This is a genomic window from Ornithinimicrobium sp., assembly GCF_030537745.1.
Lineage (GTDB): Bacteria > Actinomycetota > Actinomycetes > Actinomycetales > Dermatophilaceae > Ornithinicoccus.
The window spans coordinates 23,001-46,605 of the sequence record NZ_JAUNVI010000016.1; the positions used below are offsets into that span (position 1 = coordinate 23,001).

At 70.5% G+C, this 23,605-nt stretch carries 23 protein-coding genes; 9 read left to right on the forward strand and 14 right to left on the reverse strand.

Going from position 1 to position 23,605, the window contains the following annotated elements; translation table 11 throughout:
- Window positions 1–4: 4 nt before the first annotated feature.
- Genes Q4P07_RS05410 through Q4P07_RS05420 form a run of 3 tightly spaced genes read right to left on the reverse strand, consistent with a single transcriptional unit; the run spans window position 5 to window position 2,070 of the window.
- Entirely contained in the window at window positions 5–214 is a 210-nt protein-coding gene (locus Q4P07_RS05410; protein WP_303373877.1) for a Trm112 family protein, read from the reverse strand.
- Window positions 214–1,659, reverse strand: coding sequence for a phosphomannomutase/phosphoglucomutase (locus tag Q4P07_RS05415; RefSeq protein WP_303373878.1), 1,446 nt, complete (start codon window positions 1,657–1,659; stop codon window positions 214–216). The genes Q4P07_RS05410 and Q4P07_RS05415 overlap by 1 nt, the downstream gene beginning before the upstream one ends.
- A gap of 36 nt (window positions 1,660–1,695) precedes the next feature.
- On the reverse strand, window positions 1,696–2,070 hold the full coding sequence (locus Q4P07_RS05420) for a DUF3499 domain-containing protein (RefSeq protein WP_303373879.1): 375 nt from the start codon (window positions 2,068–2,070) through the stop codon (window positions 1,696–1,698).
- 184 nt (window positions 2,071–2,254) lie between these two features.
- On the opposite strand from Q4P07_RS05420, the gene Q4P07_RS05425 reads away from it, so the two are divergent.
- Window positions 2,255–2,608 (forward strand): metallopeptidase family protein, encoded by a 354-nt coding sequence (locus Q4P07_RS05425; protein WP_303373880.1) that lies wholly within the window; start codon window positions 2,255–2,257, stop codon window positions 2,606–2,608.
- A 22-nt stretch (window positions 2,609–2,630) separates the two neighbouring features.
- Here the strand turns inward: Q4P07_RS05425 and Q4P07_RS05430 are convergent, their stop codons facing one another.
- From Q4P07_RS05430 to Q4P07_RS05440, 3 genes are all read right to left on the reverse strand, one after another.
- On the reverse strand, window positions 2,631–4,424 hold the full coding sequence (locus Q4P07_RS05430) for a DUF5719 family protein (RefSeq protein WP_303373881.1): 1,794 nt from the start codon (window positions 4,422–4,424) through the stop codon (window positions 2,631–2,633).
- The gene (locus Q4P07_RS05435; protein ID WP_303373882.1) at window positions 4,421–7,672 is read right to left on the reverse strand and encodes a glycosyltransferase; all 3,252 of its coding nucleotides are present in this window, start codon (window positions 7,670–7,672) and stop codon (window positions 4,421–4,423) included. The genes Q4P07_RS05430 and Q4P07_RS05435 overlap by 4 nt, the downstream gene beginning before the upstream one ends.
- 64 nt (window positions 7,673–7,736) lie before the next feature.
- The gene (locus tag Q4P07_RS05440) at window positions 7,737–7,991 is read right to left on the reverse strand and encodes a WhiB family transcriptional regulator (protein WP_303373899.1); all 255 of its coding nucleotides are present in this window, start codon (window positions 7,989–7,991) and stop codon (window positions 7,737–7,739) included.
- Window positions 7,992–8,161: 170 nt separating this feature from the next.
- On the opposite strand from Q4P07_RS05440, the gene cofD reads away from it, so the two are divergent.
- Complete coding sequence (gene cofD, locus Q4P07_RS05445; RefSeq protein ID WP_303373883.1) at window positions 8,162–9,169, forward strand: 2-phospho-L-lactate transferase; 1,008 nt, start codon at window positions 8,162–8,164, stop codon at window positions 9,167–9,169.
- Window positions 9,166–10,197: a coenzyme F420-0:L-glutamate ligase gene (locus Q4P07_RS05450; RefSeq protein ID WP_303373884.1), complete on the forward strand. Its 1,032-nt coding sequence runs from the start codon at window positions 9,166–9,168 to the stop codon at window positions 10,195–10,197. The genes cofD and Q4P07_RS05450 overlap by 4 nt, the downstream gene beginning before the upstream one ends.
- Window positions 10,198–10,230: 33 nt before the next feature.
- Here Q4P07_RS05450 and Q4P07_RS05455 read toward each other — a convergent pair whose 3' ends face one another.
- The gene (locus Q4P07_RS05455; protein ID WP_303373885.1) at window positions 10,231–11,187 is read right to left on the reverse strand and encodes a DNA-3-methyladenine glycosylase; all 957 of its coding nucleotides are present in this window, start codon (window positions 11,185–11,187) and stop codon (window positions 10,231–10,233) included.
- 67 nt (window positions 11,188–11,254) lie between these two features.
- Between Q4P07_RS05455 and Q4P07_RS05460 the strand changes: the two genes are divergently transcribed.
- From Q4P07_RS05460 to Q4P07_RS05470, 3 genes are read left to right on the forward strand one after another with little or no spacing between them, the layout of a single operon-like run.
- Complete coding sequence (locus Q4P07_RS05460) at window positions 11,255–12,016, forward strand: TIGR03089 family protein (protein ID WP_303373886.1); 762 nt, start codon at window positions 11,255–11,257, stop codon at window positions 12,014–12,016.
- 32 nt (window positions 12,017–12,048) lie between these two features.
- A complete protein-coding gene (locus Q4P07_RS05465) occupies window positions 12,049–12,837 on the forward strand; it encodes a CoA transferase subunit A (protein WP_303373887.1) in 789 nt (262 codons plus the stop codon).
- A 2-nt stretch (window positions 12,838–12,839) separates the two neighbouring features.
- Complete coding sequence (locus Q4P07_RS05470) at window positions 12,840–13,514, forward strand: 3-oxoacid CoA-transferase subunit B (RefSeq protein WP_303373888.1); 675 nt, start codon at window positions 12,840–12,842, stop codon at window positions 13,512–13,514.
- 26 nt (window positions 13,515–13,540) lie between these two features.
- Here the strand turns inward: Q4P07_RS05470 and Q4P07_RS05475 are convergent, their stop codons facing one another.
- A complete protein-coding gene (locus tag Q4P07_RS05475) occupies window positions 13,541–14,476 on the reverse strand; it encodes a glycosyltransferase family 2 protein (protein ID WP_303373900.1) in 936 nt (311 codons plus the stop codon).
- On the opposite strand from Q4P07_RS05475, the gene Q4P07_RS05480 reads away from it, so the two are divergent.
- Together Q4P07_RS05480 and Q4P07_RS05485 are read left to right on the forward strand one after the other, a co-directional pair.
- Window positions 14,475–15,878: an LCP family protein gene (locus tag Q4P07_RS05480; protein ID WP_303373889.1), complete on the forward strand. Its 1,404-nt coding sequence runs from the start codon at window positions 14,475–14,477 to the stop codon at window positions 15,876–15,878. The genes Q4P07_RS05475 and Q4P07_RS05480 overlap by 2 nt on opposite strands.
- Before the next feature lie 8 nt (window positions 15,879–15,886).
- Window positions 15,887–17,410 (forward strand): serine/threonine-protein kinase, encoded by a 1,524-nt coding sequence (locus Q4P07_RS05485; RefSeq protein WP_303373890.1) that lies wholly within the window; start codon window positions 15,887–15,889, stop codon window positions 17,408–17,410.
- A gap of 3 nt (window positions 17,411–17,413) precedes the next feature.
- On the opposite strand, the gene Q4P07_RS05490 is transcribed toward Q4P07_RS05485, so the two are convergent.
- From Q4P07_RS05490 to Q4P07_RS05500, 3 genes are read right to left on the reverse strand one after another with little or no spacing between them, the layout of a single operon-like run.
- On the reverse strand, window positions 17,414–18,574 hold the full coding sequence (locus Q4P07_RS05490; RefSeq protein ID WP_303373891.1) for an acyl-CoA dehydrogenase family protein: 1,161 nt from the start codon (window positions 18,572–18,574) through the stop codon (window positions 17,414–17,416).
- Window positions 18,575–18,606: 32 nt separating this feature from the next.
- Window positions 18,607–19,122: a 5-(carboxyamino)imidazole ribonucleotide mutase gene (purE, locus tag Q4P07_RS05495; protein WP_303373892.1), complete on the reverse strand. Its 516-nt coding sequence runs from the start codon at window positions 19,120–19,122 to the stop codon at window positions 18,607–18,609.
- Complete coding sequence (locus Q4P07_RS05500; RefSeq protein WP_303373893.1) at window positions 19,115–20,356, reverse strand: 5-(carboxyamino)imidazole ribonucleotide synthase; 1,242 nt, start codon at window positions 20,354–20,356, stop codon at window positions 19,115–19,117. Before Q4P07_RS05500 ends, purE begins: the two co-directional genes overlap by 8 nt.
- A 58-nt stretch (window positions 20,357–20,414) precedes the next feature.
- Between Q4P07_RS05500 and Q4P07_RS05505 the strand changes: the two genes are divergently transcribed.
- Window positions 20,415–20,921, forward strand: coding sequence for a GtrA family protein (locus Q4P07_RS05505; RefSeq protein WP_303373894.1), 507 nt, complete (start codon window positions 20,415–20,417; stop codon window positions 20,919–20,921).
- Window positions 20,922–20,949: 28 nt separating this feature from the next.
- On the opposite strand, the gene Q4P07_RS05510 is transcribed toward Q4P07_RS05505, so the two are convergent.
- The 3 genes from Q4P07_RS05510 to Q4P07_RS05520 form a co-directional block, all read right to left on the reverse strand.
- Window positions 20,950–22,014, reverse strand: a complete 1,065-nt coding sequence (locus Q4P07_RS05510) for a HAMP domain-containing sensor histidine kinase (RefSeq protein ID WP_303373895.1) — start codon at window positions 22,012–22,014, stop codon at window positions 20,950–20,952.
- Between the two features lie 5 nt (window positions 22,015–22,019).
- A complete protein-coding gene (locus Q4P07_RS05515) occupies window positions 22,020–22,700 on the reverse strand; it encodes a response regulator transcription factor (RefSeq protein ID WP_303373901.1) in 681 nt (226 codons plus the stop codon).
- A gap of 65 nt (window positions 22,701–22,765) precedes the next feature.
- Window positions 22,766–23,557, reverse strand: a complete 792-nt coding sequence (locus Q4P07_RS05520; RefSeq protein WP_303373896.1) for an enoyl-CoA hydratase/isomerase family protein — start codon at window positions 23,555–23,557, stop codon at window positions 22,766–22,768.
- Between the last annotated feature and the right edge of the window lie 48 nt (window positions 23,558–23,605).

Consider the following 23,605-nt stretch of genomic DNA (forward strand, 5'->3'; position numbering starts at 1 on the left):
GCCCTCAGACCGTGACGACGAGCGCGTCGTCGGCGAGCAGCACGGGGATGCCGTCCTGGATCGGGTAGCGGCGCCGCTGGCCGGGCCCACCGCAGTCCTCGGCGCACTGCAGGGCAGGTGCGTCCTGCTCGTCGACGACGTCGACGAGCCGGTGACCGCCGACGGGGCAGCGCAGGATCTCCCGGACCCAGGGTTCGAACTGTGGACGTGCCATCAGGTGGCCTCCTGTCGGACCAGCGCCAGGACGGTGTCCCGGACCTGTTCCATCGTGGACGGATCGGCCGCTTCGACATTGAGCCGGAGCAGCGGTTCGGTGTTGCTAGGCCGCAGGGAGAACCACCACATGGGGGTGGTCCGCGTGGCCTCATGGGTCATGGTCAGCCCGTCGAGGGTGTCCGCGGTCGCCCCTTGCTGCTGCGCCCACCTGCGGACACGCTCGGTCGCCTCGATCACGTCGGCGACCGTGGAGTTGATCTCGCCGGAGGCGTCGTAGCGCTGGTAGCGGCCGACCAGCTCCGAGAGCGGTCGAGGCTGTTCGCCGAGGGCCGCCAGCACGTGCAACGCGGCGAGCATGCCGGTGTCGGCAAACCAGAAGTCGCGGAAGTAGTAGTGCCCCGAGTGCTCTCCCCCGAAGACGGCCTCGTGCTCGGCCATCTGCGCCTTGATGTAGGAGTGCCCGACGCGGGTGCGCACAGGCCGCGCGCCGAGCTCTTCGATCGTCTCACGCACGGCCCGCGAGCAGATCAGGTTGTGGACGACAGCGATGTCCGCGGGCGAGGTGCCAGAAGCCACGTCCCTGGCGATCTCGCGGGCCGCCACGAGGGCCGTCAGCGCGCTCGAGCTCACCGGCAGTCCGCGCTCGTCGATGACGAAGCACCGGTCGGCGTCGCCGTCGAAGGCGAGCCCCAGGTCGGCGTCGTGCTGCAGGACCGCAGCCTGCAGGTCACGCAGGTTCGCCGGTTCGAGCGGGTTGGCCTCGTGGTTGGGGAAGGAGCCGTCCAGCTCGAAGTAGAGCGGGATCACCCTCAGCGGGAGGCACGCTGCCTCGCCCAGCACTGCCGGGACGGTGTGCCCGGCCATCCCGTTGCCGGCGTCGACGACCACGGTGAGGGGCCGGATATCGCGCAGATCGACGAGGGAGTGCAGGTAGGACGCGTAGTCGGTGAGCAGGTCTGCCTGCGTGATCGCGCCTGCCGCCGGGGCCGTCGAGCGGAGCCCGTCATGGGCCGCACCTCGATCCAGGATCCACTGGGCCAGATCGCGCACCTCCGCCAGGCCGGAGTCCACGCCCACGGGCCGCGCCCCGGCACGGCAGAGTTTGATGCCGTTGTAGTTTGCCGGGTTGTGGCTCGCGGTGAACATCGCGCCTGGCCGCTGCAGCACTCCGCTGGCGTAGTAGAGGCCGTCGGTGCTGCACAGCCCGATCATGGTGACGTCCAGGCCGTGGGCGGCCGCAGCGGCCGCGAAGGCCTGGGACAGCTCCGGAGAGGAAGGTCGCATGTCGTGACCGATGACGATGCCGGTCTCCCCCTCGGGGAGCACGACGACCTGGGCGAAGGCCGAGCCCAGCGCGGACGCCACCTCGGCGTTAAATTGCTCGGGCACCAGACCACGCACGTCATAGGCCTTGACGAAGTCGGCGAGTCGGGCGGCGGTCACGAGAGTCAAGACTAACGAGCCGGGGACGCGGCGGGGTCAGCCGTCGCGCAGCACGCGCAGATGCCCGCGCCGGGTGATCTCGATGACGTTGGCCCCGCGGTGCTCGTCACGGGCCGGTTCGGCCTGGGCGACGGCTCTGCGACCCCGGTGCTCACGCACCGCATCGGCGAGCGCGGCCAGATCGTCCGAAGGGGGACGGGCCTGACCCTCAGGCAGCTCGAGCCGGACGACGTCCCAGCCGCGCGGCGCCGTCAACTTGGTCGCGTGGGTCTCGCACAGGTCGTAGGAGTGCGGCTCTGCGTAGGTGGCCAACGGTCCCAGGACCGCGGTCTGCTCGGCGTAGACATAGGTCAGAGTCGACGTCGCGGGTCGGGAGCACGCGATCTTGGAGCACTGACGAGAGACGGTCACAACACAGCACTGTAGGCGCCCTGACCGTCAAACCCGTGGAACCACGCGCAGCGGCCAAGCCATCGCCGCTCTCTCCCGCACGCGTTCGTGCCCGCCCGACGCCAGCACTCCACGACACGTCCCGCCTGAGCGGCCGTTAGGGTCAGGGATCGTGGGCACCAGACGGGACCGGCACGGTCGTGGGATGAGGGGGCCGCTGGCGTGGCCAGCGTTGCCGGTGATGATCTCGCGCAGCGCCAAGTTTGACGAGCTGGTCCTCGACGCGGCAGAGGCCATCGAACGCAAACTGGGGCACGAGCTCGGCGTCGAGCTCGCGGTGGAAGATGTCCCGCCCTCTGACCCGGCGCCCTGGGAGCACGGGGTGGCGTTGGGTCGACTCTTCCCGGCCGAACGCAACCTGCCGGCCCGGTTGGTCGTCTACCGCCGACCTCTCACGCAGCGCGCCCTCGACGATGCGGATCTGGCCGCGGTCGTCCACGAGGTTCTCGCGGAGCAGATCGCCCGGATGCTCGGCCGGGATCCGGACGACCTGCTGTGAGCCGGGCGAGCGCCGACCACCGCTAGGGCGTGCGCACCTGGACCTGCGTGACGACGCGAGTCCACGGCACCCCGGGCAGGGTCGTCGAGGCGGCGAAGGGGCCGAGGTCGTCTGCCCCCACCACGTGCAGGGCCGCCGCGACGCCGGCCGTCCCCTCCGGCATGACCCAGACAGCGCGCGCCGCTGCCGGCACCACGATCGTGCGTGTCGAGTCGTTGGGGATCCGGTCCAGGTCGTCGGTGAAGGTGGTGCCGTCCGCCCGCAACCAGACCAGCCGGGCGTCGACCGCGTCGACGGCCGTCACGGCGAGCGTCAGCTCGGCACCTGGCAGCCCGCTCAGGTCAGGGATGGCGATGCCGACGGGACCAGTATGGAGCGCGCTGGCCGCCACCCACGCGAGGTCGCCCGCGGGGTGCACCAGAGGCTCTGCCTGGGTCGGGCCTGAGGTGCTGGTGCCGGTGTCCTTGGCGGGTGGCTTGGTCGTCTTCTTGGTGCTGTCTTTGACGTCCTTGGTCGCCGCTTCGCCTTTGACGACGACGGCGGTCTTGCTCCTGGGCAGGAACTGGCTCTGAGCCCCTGCCGTGACCGGGACGTCAGAACGGATGCGCAGGGCGTTCACGCCCGCCGGGAGGTCATCGAGCACGACGTCGACCGTGTGTCCCGCCGGGATCCTGGTCACGTGCGAGGAGAGTCGTTGCGCGCCGTCCTTGGTGAGCGCGGTGAGGTCGACGACGGCCGGCTGATCACCCGGGGCGACCAGACGAACCGTGACCGGGCCGCTCTCTGCCCCCTCGTCCTCGTCGGTGCCCTCGCGCGGCAGAGCGGGCAGCACCAGGTCGGTGCTGGGTTCGGCTGCGTTCGTGACAATCTCGGAGCCAAGGTCGGTAGTCCCGTCCCGCGAGAGCACACCGAGATGGGCCACCACGGGTCCGCCACCGGCCTCGACTCGGATCACCGGCGACTCGACAGCTGGGGCAAAGCCGTCGACCAGTTGGACAACCTGGCCGTGTGGGGGGACGACGATCCCGCCCCCCCCGGTCATGGTGACCGGACCGTCCGCCCCCCAGATGCTCACGGTGGCCGTGACGGCGTCGGCGCCGGGGTTGACGAGCACCAGTTGCTCGCTGCGTCCGGGCTCTCCGCTGCCACCGACCAGCCACTGGACCTCCTGGGCACCGGTGCAGGCGGCCACACTGAGCCCACGCCCGCCAGGCTCGGTCGAGAGAGCGACCTGGCTCGCAACGGCGCCGGCGGCACGCCTGCCTTCAGCCTGCAGCCACGCGCCGGAAGGGTCGTCGACCTCCAGCTCCACCGGATCAGCGGCGACGTCGCGCTCGCCACCTCTCGTGAGGTGCAGCGACGCACTGCCTACAGGGGTGCCTCCGCCCCCGGGGTCATCGATCACCTCCGTCGGCGCGGTAGCAGCCATCAGACCGACCTGCGCCCGCGCCGCATCGTCGGCCACGCCGAGGTACTGCCCCGGGCACCCGACCGAAGCGGAGGTCACCCACGGTGACGCTGCGGACACGGCAGCCTCATCGGTCGCGACCACGCCCTGAGCCGCCGAGCCCAAGGGCAGGTGCACCACGCCGTCGACGAACTGGGCGGCGAGCACCAGACCAGCGGCGGCGGCACCGATCAGGACCAGCCGCCACAGACCAGGATGACGAGGCGTCTGCCACTCCGCCGTTCCTTCGACCTGCGCGTCGTCCATCGCCTCGTTCAGAAGCTCAACCGTCGTCTCAACCAACGGCTCGTCCACGGTCTCGACCACAGGCTCACCCATCGGGTGGTCCATCTGCTCCTCGCCACTCACGATGCCTTCTCCTCCGACTCGCTGCGGCCGAAAGGCAGCGCCAGGAACGCGATCACCACGGCCAGCGCGAGTGCGAGCAGGTGCCACGGCAACGCCGGAGTCCGGAGCACGACCTCAACCTCGTGGCTGCCGCCCGGCAGCGCTGCCGTGCCGTCCTGGACCACCGGGACGGACGCCCCGTCGACCAGGACGGTGACCTCTGACGCCCAACCCTGGCCCTCGGACGCACTGAGCACCGCACCTGCTGGCAGGTCCTCGACCCGGCCCACCGAGGTCCCATGCGCTCCGGTGACCCGAAGGTGATCGAGGACCACCCCATCTGCGGCCAGGACCTGGACCCTCGCGTGCTCGTTGTCGAGCATCCGCCAGAGCACCCGGTCTGCTGGACTGCTCACGCGCGTCATGCCGGGCAGTCTGTCCACCACGGTCACCAGGGGGTCCGACTCCTCCGCCCGCACCTCGACATACCCGACCCCCAGCGCCTGTAGTTGTGCCAACGCCTCGGCCGGCGTGCCCTCGCCGGTCATCGTCGAGACCGCCGCAGCGACCGGCGCCGGGTCAGCATGGGCTCCGCTCACCTCCCAGGCGAGGTCGCGCAGGATGCGGGCGGGCTCCGGCTCGACCCCGACCAGATCGGCGCTGACGAGGTGGGCAGCCTCGCTGTCGCCGCCCACGGTGTCGGCTGGCACGGAGGGCTCCAGGATGAGCGTTCGCAGAGCCAGTGGGCCACGTGCCTGCTCGGCGGCAACGGCCGGCAGGGGCGCGACCGCTCTAGAGAGCCGCGTGTCCATTGCACCGGGGATAGATAGTCCGGGTGCGACCATGCTCCACGTCAGACCCACCACCGCCGCGAGCGAAAGGACGCCACAGGACGCCCAGGCCAGCGTCGTGGTGGCCCTGGCCCGTGGTGACCGAACGGTCCCGGCTGCCGCTGCGGCGCGTCCAGCGTCGGACGTGACCAGCAGGTGCTCGAGCAGGAGCGCGGCTGCGATCAGGAGCGCAGCTGCGGTGAGCGAGAGGATGGTGCCCGGCCACGCGGTCACGCTCGCCCCCGCCTGGGGGTGGCCGGCCGGTAGCTCCCCCAGCCCGATGCGCGGAGCGACGAACGCCAGGCCGAGGGTGAGCAGTGCGCCGCCTACCAGGACCCCGGCGCGTCGACCCGCCGCTTTGGGCAACAGGAGGGCACCCAGCGCCGCGAGCCAGATCGGCACGCTCAGCCACAGCGGGAACGCCGCCCAGCTCCCGGGATCGAACGGCATACCGGCATTGAGCAGCATCATCTGCCACGCGCTGGCCGCCGCGGGGAGCCCGTCGCCAGCCAGCGTGGCACCGGCTCCGCCGAGCAACCGGCTCGGCGCGGACCAGAGCACCGGGAGCCACGGGAGCATGAGCAGCCAGGGCAGGAGGGCCAGGGCCAGGCCGCGCCAGCGGGCGCGAGCACGGCCGCCGACGACCAGCAACAGCCCGGCGAGGCTCGCCGCCACGAGGACGAGCGGCACCCATTGCGCGGCGACGGCTATCCCCAGCACAGTCGCAAAGGTGGCCGCGGTGCGCCGAGTGCTCGGTGCAGAGTCGCTGGACACGGCATAGCCGGCCACCAGCAGCGGCGCGAGCACGTGCACGACGACCGGCCCGACGCGTCCCGTCGAGACGGCCGCGGTGAGCGGGAGGGCCCCTGCCCAGCCGAGCGCGAGCACTGCGCGCAGCCAGCGGCGGCGGGTTGCCCGGCGCAACCCCAGATAGGCGGTGAGGACGCTCAACGGTGCCGCGAGCGCCAGCACCAGGCTCAGTGCCACCCCAGCCGTCGCGGTGCCGGTGGCGCCGCCGGGGAGGAGCTCCACGGCACGGGTGAGCGCGGACGCGGGCACCAACCACGCCTCTGCGCTCCCGGCATGCCCGAGCCCACCGCCGCGCCAGCCGTCCAGGGCGGAGCGCCACAGCCCTGCGGCATCCGCGGACGCTGCTCCGAGCTCACCGCCGGCGACGCCGCTCGATCCTGGGCGAAGTGCGCCCAGCAGCGGCCACCAGTGGTAGGTGGTGAGCACCACGGTCGCCAGCGCGGCCAGCGCCAACGGCCAGCTCCAGCGCGATGGCCGCGCCGCCGGTTGGCCAAGGTCGGAGAACTCCTCGGACACGGGCCCAGCCTCGGTCCCTTGCCGGGCGGTCCCCGCGGCAGCCCGGTTTCGGGAAGCGTCGACCGATCGTGGGTCGAGAGCCTCTCCGAGGGTCTCCACCGTCGACCGTAGGCCCGCGGACCGGGGGACGAAGAGGACGCCGAGGTCCGCGGGACTGACCCGGCGATGCGGGCGGAAGCGCCACCTGGCACGCCATCCGCGCAAGGGCGCGAACACCGCGCGCACGTCGGCCCACTCGTCCGCCGCCTCATGGGTCCGCTTGACCAGGAGCAGGAGCACGGCCGCCAGGGAGCTCGTGACGAGCACGCCGAGCGCGCGCCAGATACTGGCCAGCAGTGAGCTGCGTGCCAACGCGAGCTGGCGGAGCCGGATCCGGGTGCGGCGCGGGTGGGTGACCCCCAACCCGACGGGCCCCTGGGCGACCACGGCGTCCGGAGCCACCACGACGCGTTCGCCGTGCAGGTGAATCCGCCACCCCAGGTCGAGGCCCTCTACCCCGTCGGAGCCAAAATTGGGATCCAGTCCGCCGACGTCGGCGAGCACGTCGCTGCGGACCAGGACGCCGGCGAGTGGTGCGCCGAGGACATCCTGGCGAAGGTCGAGCTGGCCCTGGTCGACCAGGGCGGCTGCACGCTGGTCGACGGCACGTCCGGCGGGGGTGATGTGCTGCCCCACGCCGATCAGCAGACGGGGATCGTCAGCGCGGACCAGCTTGGGCCCGACCAGGCCGACCCGGCTGGTGCGTCGCACCGCCGCGGCAAGCGCCTCGAGCGCCCTCGGATCCGGTCTGCTGTCGTCGTGCAGCAGCCAGAGCCAGTGGTTCTCGTGCACCGGGAGCTCCGCCCGCGCGTCGTCCAAGACCCGCCACAGTTGCGGCTCGCCGTCGGCCGCTGCTGCCCCAGGGGGGGTGGGGCGGTGCACGACCGGCAGCTCCGTCCGAGCGTCGACGAACTCGTGGTCCTGCGGGTCGAGGCCGCAGATCAGCAGGCGTTGCGGAGCAAGGGTCTGGGCAACTATCGCGTCGAGGAGGTGGCCGAGGGAGTCCGGGGATGTCCCGGGGTGGGCGAGGACGACGACGGTGACGTCGCCGACGCTCGACCGCGCGGGGGGCATTGATCCCGGTCGCGGCCCGGGGTCACCGGGCGCGTCAGAATTGGTTGGTCTGACCGTCACCGAGTCAGACAGCGCGCTTCTTCAGCTTGCGCCGCTCCCGCTCGGACAGTCCACCCCAGATCCCGAAGCGCTCGTCATTGGCGAGCGCATAGTCCAGGCACTCGGCCCGCACCTCGCAGGAGACGCAGACTTTCTTCGCGTCGCGGGTCGAACCACCCTTTTCTGGAAAGAAGGCCTCCGGGTCAGTCTGCGCGCACAGGGCCCGCTCCTGCCAGGAAGGCTCTTCAACCTCATCGATGCCCTTCAGCAACGCCAACATTTCTCGCTCGTGCATGGCTCCTCCTCGACCTAGGCCTACACGGGTTCTCTTCAGTTCTCTCACCCGAGCTGCCCTCGGACGAAAGGTTACGTCAAGAGAATTACACGCGTGTCATCCCCAAGAGTCAACCCCTGATCTGCTATTGCCTCCCCAACTCTCACAATGGGGGTATGCAGATCACTGTCCTGTCCGGTGGCGTCGGGGGCGCCAGATTCGTCCGAGGACTCCTCCTCGCCCTGCGCCAGCGGAGATCCGCAGCAGGGGTCGACGGGGTTTCGGGGGGTGCTGAGAGCGCACCTGACACCGTCACCGTGATCGGCAACACCGGCGACGACATCACGATCTTCGGTCTCCGCGTCTGCCCCGACCTGGACTCATTGCTCTACACGCTGGGCGGGGGAGTCGACGAGGACCAGGGGTGGGGGCGGGCCGCAGACACCCACGAGCTGATGGGAGAGCTGGGCGCTCTGGGCGTCCAACCGCAATGGTTCGGCCTGGGCGACAAGGACCTCGCCACGCACGTGGCCCGCAGCCTCTGGCTCGGGCAGGGCCTCTCGCTGAGCCAGGTCACCGCACGGCTCGCGTCCCGGTGGGGACTGCCGGACCAGGGGGTCGTGCTGCTTCCGGTCACGGACACGCCGATCGAGACCCACGTCGTGATCGGCGGCGACGACGGGCAGGAGCGGGCAATCCACTTCCAGGAGTGGTGGGTCAAGGAGCGCGCAGCCGTCCTGGCGCACCGTTTTACCGTGGCCGGACTCGGGCAGGCCACCCCTGCCCCGGGCGTGCTCGAGGCGATCCGTGGCGCCGACGTGGTGGTGCTGCCACCGAGCAACCCGGTCGTCTCGATCGGCATCATCCTCGGCGTCCCCGGCGTGCGGGACGCCCTACGCGGTGCCCGTGCCCCGATCATCGGGGTGAGCCCACTCATCGGCGGTCACCCCGTCCGCGGCCATGCTGACGCCTGCCTGGCCCCCCTGGGAGTAGAGGTGTCGGCGGCCGGGGTCGCCGGACTCTATGACGACTTCCTGCGTGGCTGGTTGGTCGACGACGCCGATGCCTCCGCTTCCTACCCGGCCGGCGTGACGGTCCGGCACCTCGACCTGCTCATGCGAGACCTCGACGGCGCCGCGCGGATCGCCGGGGCCGCGCTCGACCTGGCCGAGCAGCTCCGGTGAGCCCGCCGGCACCGAAGCCTCTGCCCGCAGGCGCCGTCACGATCCTGCCCCTCGCGGGTCTGCCGGAGATCACCACCGGCGCCGACCTCGCCGCGCTGCTGATCAGCGAGCTGGACATCGTGGGCGGCCTGCACGACGGCGATCTCCTCGTCGTCTCCAGCAAGGTGGTGTCCAAGGCGCTCGGCCTCCGCGCCCCCGAAGGCACCGCGCGGGAGGACCTGGTGCATCGCCATACCCACCGCATCGTGGCCGAGCGCAGCACCCCGCAGGGGACAACGAGCATCGTCGAGTCCGTCGCTGGCCCGGTGATGGCCGCCGCGGGGCTGGACGCGTCCAACACGGGCGCCGGGGGCGGCGTGCTGGCCTTGCCGTCCGACCCCGACGGTGCCGCGCGCGATCTGCACGATGCCCTCGCCTCGCACTCCCCCGACACGGCCTTCGGCCTGGTGATCAGCGACACTGCGGGGCGCCCGTGGCGTCTGGGCCAGACGGACTTCGCCCTCGGCGCGCACGGCGTGCGGGTTGTCGACGACCTCCGCGGCGCGACGGACGCCGACGGACGCCCGTTGGCGGTGACTTCGCGAGCGGTGGCCGACGAGGTGGCAGCCGCCGCCGACCTGGTCAAGGGCAAGACCGGTGGGGTTGGGGCGGCTCTCGTGCGCGGTCTCGGCGGCTTGGTGACCAACGACACGGCCGCGGGCGCGCGCTCGCTGGTCCGGACGGGGCCCGCTGACTGGTTCGCACTCGGCCACCGCGAGGCCGTGCGCGCCGCTCTGGGCGCACCGCCCGGCAGCGCAGAAGCGAGGCACGTAGGCATTCCGTCGGTGACGCCGGAGGCGGACGAACTCCGTGGCGCTCGCGCGGTCCGACTAGCCCTGCTGGGGCACGAAGATGCGCACGTCCTCGGCGGAGTCTCTGGCGGTTATGCCGTGAGCTCTGCCTCGCCTCTCCTCGCAGGTCGGGTCGCGGCTCGGCTAGAAGTAGCGCTGGCCGGGGAGTCCGTCACGGCCAAGGTGCGCATCGCCTGACCGACCGAACGGTCGCCCCCGCCACGAGTCCGCTCAGCGAGCGCGTGCGACGGGGACGTGCTGACGCGGGGACAGCCGAGGACCGCGTCTTGGGCGCCGGGCGCCGGCGAGCTCGAGGTAGCGCTGGACGCGGTAGCGCTGGCCCGCCCATGGCCGCAGCAGGTCGACGAGCACCTGATCGTCCACGGGGTGCCCGGTCAGCGCCCAGCCGATGTTGGCTGCGACGTGATAGTCGCCGAAACTCACCGCGTCGGCGTCCCCGAGTGCCCGATGCGCGGTCTCGGCGGCGGTCCACACGCCGACCCCCGGGATGGCGAGCAGGCGGCGCCGCGCGGCGAGCAGGTCCAGGGTGGTGATCTCCTCCAGGCGGTCGGCGTGGGCGGCCACCCTCATCACGGTGTCGGCGCGCTGCGGTGTCACCCCGGCCCGGAGCCACTCCCAGGACGGGATGGCACGCAACGCGTCGGCCGACGGAGGGACATGCAACCCCAAGGCCGCCCCTGGCCCTGGAGCGGGCTCGCCGAAGCGTCGGACGACTCTGCGCCAGCCACCGAAGGCCTCCTGACCAGTGACCTTCTGCTCGATAATCGCGGGCACGAGCGACTCCAGGACGAGACCTGTCCGCGGGATTCTCCACCCGGGGTGCTGACGCCGGGCCCTCTCGACCACCGGGTGACCACCCTCAAAGCCGGCAGCTCCCACGTCCTGGGAACCCAGCATCGGAGGCAGCTTCTCCAGCACCCAAGACGCACCCGGCCCCCAGCTCTGCGCGAGCACCAGTCGCTCGGCCGGCCGCACCACGGTCCTCAACGTCGCTGGACCCTCTGGCGTCCTGATCCCCCGCCAGAGGGCGCCCGCGGACTGGACCCAGGCCGGGTCGCCCGCCCCCCGCCGAAGCACGCCCCAGGTCGCCGACAGGTCCACCGACCAGGGGGTCCGCAGGACCCTCTGCCGTGCTGCCGCACCTCGGCGCTGTCCATCGTTGGTCACCGCGCCACTGTGCACTGCTGCCAGCCCGTGCGCAAGGGTGGGCCCCCGCACCGGCTAGCGTGGGTCCGTGCCTTTCCCAGACCAGGTGCTCGCCAAAGCGGTTGCCGCCGATGCGACCCGGCCCGCCATCACCTTCTACGACGACACCACCGGTGGCGGGGGCGAGCGCATCGAGCTCTCTCGCCGGGTGCTGCGCACCTGGGTCTGCAAGGCGGCCAACGCCCTCCAGGAGGGGTTGGACGTGCAGCCTGGCTCCGTGGTCCTGGTGGACCTCCCCGGCCCCCACTGGCGACTCGTCTACTGGGCCCTGGCGGTGTGGTCCGTCGGCGCGACGCTGACCGTCGACACCCATGAGGGAGCCGACGTCCTCGTCACCACCGACCCGGACAGCGAGCTCGCGGAGGACTGCGACGAGGTCGTCGCGGTAGCTCTGCCCGCCCTCGCACGCTCCTTCGGTGAGGAACTGCGCTCCGGCATCGTCGACGAGGCGGCCGAACTTTCCAGCTATGCCGATGACTTCACCGCTTGGGACGACGTGACCGAGGAGGACACGGCCCTGGTCGACCAGGGCGAGCGGATCAGCTATGCCGAGCTGCTGGACGAACTGCCGCCGGTCCCGACCGGCTCGCGGGCCCTCATCACCACCACCGATCCCGGCCTCTTCCTGCGTCAGGTGCTCCAGGTGCTCGCCGCGGACGGATCAGTCGTCATCGTCCGTAGCGACCATGAGGACGGGGCCGACGTGAGTCAGGACCAGGATCGGCTCGCGTCCGAGGGCGTCAGCTTTGCGCTGGCGACCAACCAGGCCCCCGAGCAGACCACGTCCTGACCGCCCGGGTGCCGGACGGTATCCTCACGAGCATGGACAAAGTCGTCACCTCTGCAGCCGAGGCCGTCGCGGGGCTCACCGACGGCATGACCGTCACCGTCGGTGGGTTCGGACTCTCCGGCATCCCGACCGTGCTGATCGAGGAGGTCCTGAGGCAAGGCGCCACCGGCCTCCAGGTCGTCTCCAACAACTGTGGCGTCGACGGGGCCGGGCTCGGGCTACTTCTCAACGGGCGACGCATCTCGCGCGTGATCGCCTCCTATGTCGGGGAGAACAAGGAGTTCGCCCGCCAGTACCTCTCCGGTGAGCTCGAGGTCGAGCTCACCCCTCAGGGCACCCTCGCCGAGAAGATGCGCTCGGCCGGCGCCGGCATCCCGGCCTTCTACACCCCCACCGGTGTCGGCTCCCAGGTCTCCGAGGGGGGCCTGCCCTGGCTCTATGACACCGAGGGCAACGTCATCAAGACCTCCGAGCCGAAGGAAAAGCGTTCCTACACGGTGCGCGACGTCACCCGCGACTACGTGCTCGAGGAGTCGATCTTTGCCGACTTCGGTCTCATCCACGCCAAGAAGGGTGACCGGCACGGCAACCTCGTCTTCCACCAGTCGGCGCGCAACTTCAACCCGTTGTGTGCGATGGCGGCCAACATCGCCGTAGCCGAGGTCGAGGAGCTCGTCGAGCCTGGCGACCTGGACCCCGACGAGGTCCACCTGCCCGGGATCTACGTGCAGCGGGTGCTCGCGCTCACGCCAGAGCAAGTGGCCGCCAAGGACATCGAGAAGCGGACCACGCGACCCCGCCCGACCACCAAGGAGGCTTGATCATGGCTCTGACCCGTGAGGAGATGGCGGCACGCGCCGCCGCCGAGCTCAAGGACGGCGACTACGTCAACCTTGGCATCGGGATGCCGACGCTCGTGCCGAACTACGTCCCAGACGACATCGAGCTCGTGCTCCAGAGCGAGAACGGCATCCTTGGTGTCGGCCCCTACCCCTACGAGGGCGACGAGCATCCCGACCTGATCAACGCTGGCAAGGAGACGGTGACCCTACGCAAGGGCGCCAGCATCTTCGACTCGGCGACCAGCTTCGGGATGATCCGTGGCGGCAAGATCGACGCGGCGATCCTGGGCGCGATGCAGGTCTCTCAGGACGGCGACATCGCTAACTGGATGATCCCGGGCAAGATGGTCAAGGGGATGGGCGGTGCGATGGACCTGGTGCTCGGCGCCAAGAAGGTAGTCGTGCTGATGGATCACGTCGCCAAAGACGGAAGTTTGAAGATCCTGCAGGAATGCGACCTGCCGATCACCGGACTGAAGGTCGTGCAACGCATCATCACCGACCTCGCGGTCATCGACGTCACACCGCAGGGTCTGGTGCTGCGTGAGGTCGCGCCCGGGGTCACCGTGGACGAGGTCGTGGCCAAGACCGGCGCACCGCTGACCATCGCCGTGGACGACGACACCACCGAGACGGACCCCACGGCCCAGGTCTGAACGGCTGATCGGGCCTGACCGGCCGATCAGCCGCGGGCGTTGGTGCCGCGAAGGAATCCAGCGCCCCAGGTCAGATGCATGGTCGCGAGGACGGCTGGCATCCGGGTCATCACTCCCGGCCGCTCGGCCCGAGCGATCCACAGGCCGCCCACCACCACGGCCACCGCATACCCGCTCGGCAGCGTCCACAGCGGCCGCCACAAGAAGCCGCCGACGATCCCCGCTGCCAGCACCAGCACCGCGGCCGGCGGAGCAAGATAGCGCGCGCTCGCCGTCTCCGGATGCCGTCTCATCACCTGACGACGCCACTGACCCGTGGTGTAGAACTGCCGGGCCAGGTCGCGCCAGGTCGAGCGCGGGCGGTAGGTCACCGTCAGGCTGGGGTCGAACCAGACCAGCCCACCGGCTTCACGGATCCGATGGTTGAGCTCCCAGTCCTGCGCACGGCTAAATGATGGGTCGTAGCCCCCGACACGGTCGAGCCACTCCCGGCGAAAGACCCCCAGATAGACGGTCTCGGCCGGGCCGGCCGCGCCTCCGGTGTGAAACTTCGCGGCGCCGATCCCCAGCGGTGAGCGCATCGCCACTGCGACGGCCTGCTGCAGGTCGCCCAGCCCCTCGGCAAGCATGAGACCGCCGACGTTCGCCGCGCCCGTCTCCTGGAGGATCTCGGCGGCGCGTCGGATGTAGCCCTCGGACAGCGCGCCGTGACCGTCCATCCGGACCACGATGTCGTGCGTGGAGGCGGCAATTGCGGCATTGAGCCCGTCCGGGGTGCGGCCGGTCGGGTTCTCGACGACCAGCACACGGTCGTCCGCGGCCGCCAGCGCCTCCGCCACCTCGTGCGTACGGTCCGTGCCCGGGCCGATCGCGATGGCGACCTCGACCGGCCCCGGGTAGTCCTGGGCCAGCACAGAACCTACCGCTGCGGCGAGGTGGTGCTCCTCGTTGAGGATAGGCATGATCACCGACACAGGCTGGTATGTCGAGGGGTCGGCAGAAGTGCTCACCCGGCTGAGATTACCCGCGGGTCTGCGGATCCAGGTCAGCAGCGCGCCGCTTCCAGCAGTTAGCCAGGAGACTGGCCTAGTCTGGTGCGTCGTGCCGCACCGCCCTGAGGATGACTGGACCCGACCGATCCCCCGCACCACCCGCCCGGATCGGCGCTCCCGCGAGCCCCAAGGCCGGGACAGCTGGCGTGAGGACGCCACCGAGCGCATCCCGCGCCAGGAGCGTGCGGACCGCCGCTACGACGACGGCAGTCGGCCTGACCAGTACGACGACTACGACAGCTACGACGAGTCACCGGACGGCTACCGCGCCGAGCATCGCCCTTCCCGCTATGCCCCTGCGCCAGATCAGCGCAGTCGGCGCGCTGGTCCGCCACCACGCACGCCGCGACGCCGCCGCCGCTACCGGCTGCGCCGGTTCTTCGCGCTGCTCGCCATGGCAGTGATCGCCTACGTGGTCGCGATGATCATCGTCTTCGCCCAGATCTGGGGCAGCATCGCCACCATCGACTCCACCCCCAACGTCGCAGACCGGCCCAGCGGCGGGGCCGGAGAGTCCTACCTCCTGGTCGGGACGGACAGTCGCGACCAGCTCACCGCGGAGCAGCAGGACACCTTCGGGACGGGCTACACCGAGGGCTCACGCGCTGACACGGTCATGTTGCTGCATGTGCCCACCATGGGCGAGCCAACCCTCGTCAGCCTCCCCCGAGACTCCTATGTGAACGTCCGCGACCACGGAGCCAACAAGCTCAACTCGGCCCACTCCCTTGGCGGTCCAGCCCTTCTCGTGGACACCGTCGAGCAGGCCACCGGGTTGCGGATCAACGGCTACCTCGAGATCGGCTTCGGCGGGTTCGTCGGCGTCGTGGACAAGGTGGACGGCGTCAACCTGTGCCTCGACGCGCCGATCAAGGACGAGAAGGCACACATCGACCTGCCCGCCGGCTGCCAGGACCTCACCGGCCCGGATGCCCTCGGTTACGTCCGGATGCGTTATAGCGACAGGCGAGGCGACCTCGGCCGCGTCGAACGGCAGCGTGCCTTCCTCTCCGCCCTGGTCACCAAGATGGCCCGCCCGAGCACCATCCTCAACCCCTACTCCCTCCACCAGGTCGGCACCGCGACCGGCAGCGCCCTCGCCAGGGGCGAAGACACCTCGATGCTGGAGATGACCCGGATCGCACTGGCGATGCGTGCGGTCGCCAACGGCAAAGGACACTCGATCACGGTCCCCATATCCAACGTGGACTATCGGACCAACGTCGGCAGCACCGTGCTGTGGAACGAGAAGAGTGCTGCCGACCTCTTCACCGCGCTGCGCAACGGCGACCCCATCACGGTCCAGCCCTGAGCCCAGCGATGCCGCAGACCACCACCCCCTCTCCCGTCGGCGATGATCCTGGCGTCATCGCCGGGCGCTACCAGATCCAGCACGTCCTGGGACGCGGTGGCGGCGGCATCGTCTGGCTCGCGCTCGACCAGCACCTCGGGCGCAAGGTCGCGCTGAAGAAGGTCGCCGGCGAGGCCGACGCTGAGATCTTGGTGACACGCGGACTGCGGGAGGCCCGCACGAGTGCCGCGCTGGCCCACGACCACGTGGTGCGGGTCTACGACGCGTTCGAGTTCGAGGGCGCGCCGTGGATCGTCATGGAATACGTCCCTGGCCCCTCGCTCGCCGCTCTCCTGGAGGACGGCCGGTCGCTGCCGCCGTCCCAGGTCGCGCTCATCGGCGCCCAGGTCGCTCGGGCACTGGCAGCCGCCCACCGGGCCGGGATCCTGCACCGCGACGTGAAGCCGGCCAACGTGCTCCTCACCGATCCGAGCGGCCGCACCGCCAAGCTCACCGACTTCGGGATCGCCCGCGCCGAGGACGACCACCAGCTGACCCGGACCGGCATGGTGTCGGGCACCGCTGCCTACTTCTCCCCCGAGCTGGCCCAGGGGGAGGGCCCGAGCCCAGCTACCGACGTCTGGGCCCTGGGCGCCACCCTCTACGCCGCGGTCGAGGGTCGCAGACCGTTCCCCGACGCGGCCAACGCCGTCGCCCAGCTGCATACCATCGTCCGTGAGGAACCCCGCGAGCCGCAGCAGGCAGGCCCGCTCACCCCCGTGCTCGCTGGCATGCTGGACGGCGACCCTGCGCGGAGGTGGACTGCCGAGCAGGCTGCGCACGCTCTGGACCGGATCAACGGCACCGCTTCATCGACCGGGGACACCGCCGCCCCCGGACTGCCTGCTGCTGCCCAGGTATGGCGAGGCGCGGCGACGCAGGCGCAGTCACCAGTGGGGCGCACCCGTGAGCAGCAAGTCGCCGCCCCCGCCCCTAGTCCGGCGTCGTCAACCCCGGCCCCACCCACCCGCTCCCCCTCGCCGATCCGGCGGCCACCCGGCCCACGTCCACCGGCACGGCGTCGTCAGTCCACCAGCCGGGTGATGGCGTGGGTGCTGGGCATCCTCCTAACCATCCTTCTCGGATGGCTCGTCTACACGATCGCGACAGGGGCCACCGGGCTCGGCGGGCCGACGACGAGCCGCGAGCACAGCGACTCCTCGGCCCCAGAGGGAACCCCCGTCACGGCCAAGCAGGCCGAGCAACTCGTGCGCGATTGGTACTCGACCCTGCAGGCCGACGGTCTCCCCGCCGCCCAGAAGCTGATGCTTCCCAGTGCCTCAGTCGATCCAGCGATCGCTGAGGGGCTTGACGACATCACCCTCTCCGACGTGACCACGACTGTGCTGCCAAACGGGAGCGCCACGGTGTCGCTCACCGCCTCCTACGACTACGGCTCGAGCCTGATCGTGCAGCGCGAGGACCTCATCGTGACCCGCTCAGACGGGCATCCGCGGATCGCCAGCCGGGGCACCACGATGCTGGACGGATAGGGCCTAGCCTCGCAGCAGCGCCCGCGCCATCACGATGCGCTGCACCTGGTTGGTGCCTTCGTAGATCTGGGTGATCTTGGCGTCGCGCATCATCCGCTCCACCGGGAAGTCCTTGGTGTAGCCGTAGCCGCCGAGCAGTTGCACGGCATCCGTGGTGACCTCCATCGCCACGTCCGAGGCAAAGCACTTGGCGGCCGCGCCGAAGAACGCCAGATCCGCATCGCCGCGCTCGGACTTGGCGGCAGCGACATACACCATCTGACGTGCCGCCTCGAGCTTCATCGCCATGTCCGCGAGCATGAACTGGATCCCCTGGAACTCCGCGATCGCCTTGCCGAACTGCTGGCGTTCCTTGACATAGCCAAGGGCAAAATCCAACGCTCCCTGGGCGATCCCGACGGCCTGGGCACCGATCGTGACGCGCGTGTGGTCAAGGGTCTGCAGCGCGATCTTGAGTCCGTCACCGAGCCCTCCGACGAGTCGGTCGCCGGGGATGATGCAGTTGTCGAAGTGCAGCTCACGGGTGGGACTGCCCTTGATCCCCAGCTTCTTCTCCTTGGCGCCGAAGCTGAAGCCCTCATCAGACTTCTCGACCACGAAGGCGCTGACGTTGCGTCCGCGTGGACCGTCGGGGTCGGTGACGGCCATCACCGTGTAGTACTCGGACACCCCGGCGTTGGTGATCCACGACTTCTGACCGTTGAGCAGGAAGCTGCCGTCGGACTGCTCGATCGCCTTGCACTTCATCCCCGCGGTGTCCGACCCCGCTCCCGCCTCGGACAGCCCGTAGGAGAACATTGCCTCCCCGCGAGCGACCGGCGGCAGATAGGTGCTCTTGATCTCCTCGCTGGCGGCCAGCAGGAGCGGCATCGTGCCCAGCTTGTTGACGGCCGGGATGAGCGAGGAGCTCGCGCAGACGCGGGCCACCTCCTCGATGATGAGGCAGGTGGCCAGCGCGTCGGCACCGACGCCGTCGTACTGCTCGGGGATGTGAGAGGCGTGAAAGTCGGTGGCGGTCAGCGCCGTGAGCGCCTCCTGCGGAAACCTGCTCTCCTCGTCGACCTCGGCGGCGTATGGGGCGATCTGCTCCTCGCAGACGGCCCTCACCGCCTCCCGCAGGGCCTCGTGATCTTCATTGATCTTGAACAGGTCGACGTCGCTCATGACGTCAGACTACTTGCCCTCAGCGCGTCCGCTCAGAGCTGTTCGCGCAGCGCCGCACCCTTGGCGTGCGCCTGGTCACGCAGGGCGTCGGCGAAGGTGGCCAGCTGCGCGCGCCACGCGGCCGCCTGTTCCCCTTCGCCGGCGGCCAGGACCCGCACCGCGAGCAGCCCGGCGTTGCGGGCACCGGCGATAGAGACCGTGGCGACCGGGATCCCGGCGGGCATCTGGACGATCGAGAGCAGCGAGTCCATGCCGTCCAGGTGCTTGAGGGGGACCGGCACCCCGATGACCGGCAGCACGGTGACGGAGGCGAGCATCCCGGGCAGGTGCGCGGCACCACCAGCGCCGGCGATGATCACCCGCAGCCCGCGCGCTTGGGCGGACCGGCCGTAGTCGATCATCTCGGCCGGCATCCGGTGCGCGGAGACGACATCCGCCTCGTAAGGCACCCCGAACTCGTCCAGCGCCGCAGCGGCGGCCGCCATCACCGGCCAGTCGCTGTCGCTGCCCATGACGAGGCCGACCAGGGGGTGGCGCTGCTCACTCATCGATGACTCCTCGCAGATAGTCGGCGGCGTGCTGACCGCGTTCGCGCAGCGCGGTCAGGGACTGTGCGGTGCCGTCGCCGCCGTAGACCGTCACGTGCCCGAGCTTGCGGCCCGGACGCACGCCCTTGCCGTAGAGGTGCACCTTCAGCCCGGGGTCGCGCGCCAGCAGGTGGCGGTAGGTCGGGTAGAGGTCGGGGTAGTCACCGCCCAGGACGTTGGCCATTACCGTCCACGGCTGCCGCGGTGAGGGATCGCCGAGCGGCAGGTCCAGGACGGCGCGCAGATGCTGCTCGAACTGGCTGGTCACGCTCCCGTCGATGGTCCAGTGGCCGCTGTTGTGCGGGCGCATGGCGAGCTCATTGACCAGGTATGACGTCTTTTGGGTGAGCGGGTCGCGCACCTCGAACATCTCGACCGCGAGCACCCCGGTCACGCCGAGCTCACCGACGATCCGCAGCGCTCCCTCGCAGGCGGCTAGCGCCAGCGCAGGGTCCAGGTCGGGCGCCGGCGCGAGGACCTCGGTGCAGACCCCGTCGGTCTGCACCGTCTCCACGACCGGCCAGGCGACCGCCTGACCCGACGGGCTGCGCGCCACGAGCGCCGCGAGCTCCCGGGTGAAGGGCACGAGTTCCTCCAGCAGCAGACCCTCGGCCAGCCCGTCCTGGCCGACGCCGGCGAGCCACGGCTGCACCTGTGCCAGATCACGGCATACCTGGACGCCCTTGCCGTCGTAGCCACCCCGCGGGGCCTTGACCACGATCGGCCAACCGACCTGCTCCGCGAACGCCTCGACCTCTGCTGCCGTCCGAGCCTGCGCCCACCGTGGGCACGGGATGCCCATCTGCGTGAGGCGGCGGCGCATGACCAGTTTGTCCTGCGCGTGCAGCAGCGCCTCGGGGGCAGGATGGACCGGGATCCCCGCGGCGACCACGGCAGCCAGGATCTCCTGGGGGACGTGCTCATGGTCGAAGGTGACGACGTCGCAGCCGCGCGCCCAGCGCACGACGCCCTCCAGATCGGTGTGCTCGCCCACCGGGCTGTGTGGCACGACGAGGGCGGCGCTGTCCCCACGGCTCTGCGCCAGGACCGAGAGGGTCAGGGAGAGCGCGACCGCCGGTGGCTGGCACATCCGGGCCAGCTGCCCACCGCCGATGATGCCGACGACCGGGAAGCCGCCTTCCGCACGCGCGGGGTCCAGGGGCTGGTCGGGCTGGGGAGGATGCGCGTCGATCACCCGACGACCCTACCCAGAGCGGGCCAGATCGCCCAGCGGTGGCACGTAGACTCCCCCGGTGACTCCTGTGCGCCGATCGCTCGTCGACCGACTGCGCACCGGCTATACCGCGCTGGCCCAGGAGGTCGCCAAGTTCGGGGCGGTCGGGGCCCTCGCTTTCGTCCTGGACACGCTGATCTACAACGTCCTCGTCTTCGGCTTCCCGGGGCTAGTTGAGGGGTCGCTGCCCGGACATCCGTTGGTCGCCAAGGTCATCGCCACGAGCATCGCCACGGTCTTCTCCTGGCTCGGCAATCGGCTGTGGACCTTCCGGCACCGGATCAGTCGAACGCTGGGGCACGAGTTCGTCCTCTTCGTCTTCTTCAATGCGGTAGGTCTGGCGATCGCCCTCGCCTGTCTGGGCCTGTCTCGCTACGTCCTGGGGCTAGAGAGCCAGCTCGCCGACAATGTCTCCGGCAACGGGATCGGCCTGGTGCTCGGCACGCTCTTCAGGTTCTGGGCCTACCGCACCTTCGTCTTCCGGCCACAGGTCGACTCCGAGGGCGGGAGCGCCCAGCACGAGTGAGCACCGCGTCCCGAGGATGCCTCACGGGCTACGGCGTCGAGGCGAGTGAGAGATAGAGCGCGAAGATCGGCGGGCGGGTCTGCGTCAGCTCGAGTCGGCCACCGCTGGCCTCCGCGGTCTCCCTGGCCACGGACAGGCCAAGGCCGGTGCCCGCCCCGGTGCTCACGCTGCGATCAAAGATCAACCGTGACATCTCCTGCGGGATCCCGCTGCCCTGATCGGTCACCGTGAAGACCGCAGACGGCCCCGACCGCGCCACGTGCAGACCGACCCGGCCGCCGCCGTGCACCAGGGAGTTCTCGACCAGAGTGTTGAGGATCTGGGACAGACCTGAGCTGCTCGCTTCCACGATCATGCCGCGCTCAGCGCTGAGCTGGATCGCCCGTCCCTGCTCGGCGAAGGCCGGGGTCCACTCCTCGTCCAGCCCGGCGAGCACCGCATCGACCGAGGTCAGGGCACCGCCGCTGGCATGGCCCGGCCGCGTCCGACGGAGCAACTCGTCGACCACACCAGTGAGGCGCTCGACCTGGGCGATCGCGATGTCGGCCTCGGCCCGCGCCAGCACCACGTCCTGCGACTGAGCGATCTCCTCCAGCCGTAGGAGCAGGGCCGCCAGCGGGGTGCGGAGCTGGTGCGAGGCGTCGGCGGCGAAGGAGCGCTCCGAGACGAGGGTGCGCGCGAAGGTGTGGTGGTGACGATCAATCTCGCGGGCGACCGCGTCGATCTCCGGGACTCCCGCCTGCCACGGCTCTGGCTCAACGACGCGGCCCGGCCGCGCATGCGGGTCGAGGGCGAAACCGCCGGAGGCCATCTCGTCGGTGCGGTGGGCCAGGCGCCGCAGCGGGTCAGCCACGGACTCGGCGGCTCGGTCGGCCAGCGACCTGACGACCGGGACGCTGATCGCGCCGACGACCAGCACGACGAGGACCACGGCGACCACGCTGACCCAGAACTGCACCGTGACGTCCTCCCCGGGCCAGTTCGCCGAGCGGATCTGGCGTACCACCCAACTGACCGCCGCAGTCACTGCCACGGCGATGGCCAGAGTGCTGAGCAGGACCCGCACCGCGACCTCGCGGAACACGGCGCGCACGGGCGTCAGTCCTGGAGGTCGTTCTGGAAGCGGAAGCCGACCCCACGGACGGTCGCGATGTAGCGGGGACTCTGCGCGTCGTCGCCGATCTTGCGCCGCAGCACGGACACGTGCATGTCGAGCGTCTTAGTGGAGCCGTACCAGCTGTCCCACACCTCACGCATGAGAGTCTCCCGGGAGACGACCCTGCCCTCCTCGCGCATCAGCACCCGGAGCAGCTCGAACTCCTTGGTGGTCAGGCGCAGCTCCTTGTCGTGCAAGAAGACTCGGCGGGCGCCGACGTCCATCCGCAACGATCCGGGCGTCCGGCTGGGGGTCTCCGGTCCGCGGCGCAGCAGCGCCCGCACCCGGGCCATCAGCTCACCGAGGCGGAAGGGCTTGGTCACATAGTCGTCCGCGCCAGCATCCAGCCCGACGACTGTGTCGATCTCGTCGGTGCGCGCGGTGAGCATGAGGACCGGCACAAAGACGCCGGCGTCGCGCAGCCCTCGACACACGTCGAGGCCGTCCATCAGCGGTAGCCCCAGGTCGAGGATGACCAGGTCCGGGCCTGGCTGGCTCACCCCTTCGCTGAGGGCGGAGCGGCCGTCGGCGGCGACGACGACGTCATAGCCTTCGCGGCGCAAGGCGCGCGCGAGCGGCTCGGAGATGGTGGCGTCATCTTCGGCCAAAAGGACTCGGATCACTAACTCCTTACTCGTCGCGGTGGGCACAGTATCGGTCGGCATCTCGTGGCGGGCCCATCCTGGGCTCAGTGCCCCGGCCAGTTCGGGGTGCGTTTCTCGGCAAAGGCGGCCACGCCCTCAGCGCGGTCGCCGCTGAACGCGGTCGCCCGCCAGCAACCGTCCTCGATCTCCAGGCCGGCGGCGAGATCGACGCCCATGCCCAGCCGCATCGCCTTCTTGGCGTTGCGCACGCCGACGGGCGAGTTGGCAGCGATCGCCGTGGCGAGCTCCAGCGCCCGGTCGCGGGCGGTCCCCGCGGGCACCACTTCATCGAGCACCCCCAGGTCCTTGCCCTCCGCCGCCGACATCCGCCGGGCGGTGAAGATCATCGAGGCCGCGCGTGACCAGCCGACCCGCCTCGTCACCAACTGCGTGCCGCCACCCCCCGGGATCACGCCGACGCTGACCTCCGGCAGCCCCACGGTCGCTTGCTCCCCGGCCACGATCAGGTCGCAGGACAGGGCGATCTCCATACCTCCGCCGAGGGCAAAGCCCTCCACGGCCGCGATCGCCGGCACCGGTAGGTCGAGCACGCCGCGGTAGGCCTGCTTGGACACCAGCCGGTGCTCCATCATCTGCGCGTCGGTGAAGGTGTTGCGCTCCTTGAGGTCGGCACCCACGCAGAAGGCCCGCTCGTGCACGCTGGTGATGACGACTGCCCGCACGCTCGGGTCGGCAGCAAGCTCGGCGGTCGCTGCGGTGATCTCGGCGCTGAAGGCGGTGTTGATCGCGTTCATCGCCTCCGGCCGGTTGAGCCTCATCTCGACCACGTGACCGTCCGCGTGCCTGGTCAGTTGCAGCATCGTCGGGGCATTCATGCCGTCAGGCTACTTGGGGTCCGCTACCCGAGGTCGGGTCGGCCCGGC

What these genes read in the sequence shown, in the direction of transcription:
- Q4P07_RS05470 (WP_303373888.1), top strand. Translation starts at nt 12,840, where the DNA reads ATGGCTCTGACCCGTGAGGAGATGGCGGCACGCGCCGCCGCCGAGCTC.
- Q4P07_RS05475 (WP_303373900.1), bottom strand. Translation starts at nt 14,476, where the DNA reads ATGCCTATCCTCAACGAGGAGCACCACCTCGCCGCAGCGGTAGGTTCT.
- Q4P07_RS05440 (WP_303373899.1), bottom strand. Translation starts at nt 7,991, where the DNA reads ATGTTGGCGTTGCTGAAGGGCATCGATGAGGTTGAAGAGCCTTCCTGG.
- Q4P07_RS05425 (WP_303373880.1), top strand. Translation starts at nt 2,255, where the DNA reads ATGAGGGGGCCGCTGGCGTGGCCAGCGTTGCCGGTGATGATCTCGCGC.
- Q4P07_RS05410 (WP_303373877.1), bottom strand. Translation starts at nt 214, where the DNA reads ATGGCACGTCCACAGTTCGAACCCTGGGTCCGGGAGATCCTGCGCTGC.
- purE (WP_303373892.1), bottom strand. Translation starts at nt 19,122, where the DNA reads ATGAGTGAGCAGCGCCACCCCCTGGTCGGCCTCGTCATGGGCAGCGAC.
- cofD (WP_303373883.1), top strand. Translation starts at nt 8,162, where the DNA reads ATGCAGATCACTGTCCTGTCCGGTGGCGTCGGGGGCGCCAGATTCGTC.
- Q4P07_RS05520 (WP_303373896.1), bottom strand. Translation starts at nt 23,557, where the DNA reads ATGAATGCCCCGACGATGCTGCAACTGACCAGGCACGCGGACGGTCAC.
- Q4P07_RS05485 (WP_303373890.1), top strand. Translation starts at nt 15,887, where the DNA reads ATGCCGCAGACCACCACCCCCTCTCCCGTCGGCGATGATCCTGGCGTC.
- Q4P07_RS05465 (WP_303373887.1), top strand. Translation starts at nt 12,049, where the DNA reads ATGGACAAAGTCGTCACCTCTGCAGCCGAGGCCGTCGCGGGGCTCACC.
- Q4P07_RS05435 (WP_303373882.1), bottom strand. Translation starts at nt 7,672, where the DNA reads ATGCCCCCCGCGCGGTCGAGCGTCGGCGACGTCACCGTCGTCGTCCTC.
- Q4P07_RS05490 (WP_303373891.1), bottom strand. Translation starts at nt 18,574, where the DNA reads ATGAGCGACGTCGACCTGTTCAAGATCAATGAAGATCACGAGGCCCTG.
- Q4P07_RS05480 (WP_303373889.1), top strand. Translation starts at nt 14,475, where the DNA reads ATGATCACCGACACAGGCTGGTATGTCGAGGGGTCGGCAGAAGTGCTC.